This window comes from Oleiphilus sp. HI0128, assembly GCF_001635365.1.
This window is the reverse complement of sequence record NZ_LWGG01000969.1, coordinates 1-1,921: the sequence shown is the minus strand read 5'-3', so window position 1 is coordinate 1,921 and position 1,921 is coordinate 1. Positions and strand designations below refer to the sequence as shown.

The 1,921-nt window shown below is 41.4% G+C and carries 2 protein-coding genes; both read left to right on the top strand.

Annotated features, from left to right (window positions below):
- A partial coding sequence (locus A3763_RS27645) for a hypothetical protein (RefSeq protein ID WP_197482936.1) occupies nt 1-662 on the top strand: 662 nt, incomplete at its 5' end.
- A 30-nt stretch (nt 663-692) separates the two neighbouring features.
- Complete coding sequence (locus A3763_RS15845; RefSeq protein WP_156491882.1) at nt 693-1,835, top strand: TonB C-terminal domain-containing protein; 1,143 nt, start codon at nt 693-695, stop codon at nt 1,833-1,835.
- Nucleotides 1,836-1,921 lie beyond the last annotated feature (86 nt).

Sequence of the window (1,921 nt, the reverse complement as noted above, 5' to 3'; positions counted from 1 at the left end):
AAGCAGAGAAGGCTAAAGCAGAGAAAGCTAAAGCAGAGAAAGCTAAAGCAGAGAAAGCTAAAGCAGAGAAGGCCAAAGCAGAGAAGGCCAAAGCAGAGAAGGCCAAAGCAGAGAAGGCCAAAGCAGAGAAATCGGGTGGTGCTTCCAGCCACAAAGGTTCCGGTCAGGCTTCGAATTTAAAGACTATTAAGCCGCGTCAAAGACTTGTAGATGGCATACCGGGTTCAGAATATCTAATAGATAAGAAAACGCTTAGGCAAAACTTCGTACTGACTAAAGAGGGTGAGGTTTTATATAAGTATGGAGCCGTCAAAGCTAAGCAGATTGAACAATCAATGTCACCTAGGCATAAGCTCATTGCGAGTGACTATTTGAAGCAAGGCTTTAAAAAAATTGAAAGCAACCTGGTAAGACCGAAAAGAAGTTACAGAGATGTTGGTAAAACCTATTACGGTCAAATTACATATTTACAGGACAGTGAAGGCTATTTTTATAATGTTGTATTTAAACAGCGTTCTGGAAGTGAAGATCTAGATAAGGCATTTATGGAAGCTTTATTAAAAACTGGGAGACTTGCGCCACCAATCGATCCAAAGGTTAGAAACTATTTTTTATATCGAAAGGGTTTGCTCTATTACGGTGAGTCTGATTTTGCTAACTAGTTTTAAGCGTTAGGTATCTTCGTTTTGGGTGTGGACAAGATAAAAGATCGTTGGCGTTTTGGTGTTCTACTTGCTGTAAGTATTATCATACATTTGCTCGCTTTAATCTTTTATGTGTGGCGAACGCAACATAGTGAGAATGAAGTCGAAGAAACGTCTGTCGTCCAAATTAAATTGATAAAACATCACTTAGAAGAACCAGGACCAGAACCAGAACCAGAACCAGGACCAGAACCAGAACCAGAACCAGAACCAGAACCAGAACCAGAGCCAGAACCAGAGCCAGAGCCAGAACCGAATCAGGATTCGGATTATTTTTCTCCGGTGCATAATGCACAGGAGTTTTCGTCCAGTAATCAAACAAATCGAGAGGCCAAAGAGGTGTTTTTTGGTGATGGCGGGGTCGAGCGCGGAGAGCAGCTAGCGAATAAAAGTATTTTAAATGAGGAGCCTGAGAAATGGAGTCAGTTGCCTGACCCTTCAGATGATCTGGCGGCCTCTGAGAAAAAAACACAGAACCAAACAGATGAAACTGAGTCAATAAGCCGGAATCTGTTAGATACGAGTACTAAAGGTGTTAATAAAGTGGCTGAACAATCTTCACAGCTGAATGACATGGATGAGCGTAACAATGTAGAGGAGAGCTCCATTATTCCTTCGTATATGGAAGATGTATATGGTGAATATGAGGCTGATACCGTTCTTTTAGAGGAAAAGAGTCAAGGAAACCCAGACACTCATGTTGTTGGGAATATCAGCTTGCTCGGTGAAGATGAACTTGAGAACGTAACTGTTGAACAACCATATAGCGAACAAGAAAGTGAAGAACTGCGTATGGTTAATAAATTTCTTGAAAGAATGAATAAGCAGGTTAACGAAAAATGGAATAATCCATACAAAGGTAGGCAAATGCATAGAGGTGTTGCAAAGCTAGAGCTGGACGAATACGGAAATGTCGTTGATGTATTTATCTTCTTGCAGAGTGGTCTCCCTGCTTTGGATGACTCGGTTGTTCGTGCAATTCGAGCCGTAAAGCGCTTTGACGTCCCAAAAAATACGATTATCGCCGAGCGATACAGCCACTTACGGTTTCACTTTAGTTCCATTGAGTTGGAGAGAGATAAAATGCCATTTGAAGTGGATCAATCCCATATTAAAGACGAGAGTGATTAGATGCACGTAAGATCAAAGGTTATTGAACGCAATTCAGAACAGTTTTCCCAGTGCAGAAAGTTGATTATTTTTGGTCCACCCCCTGG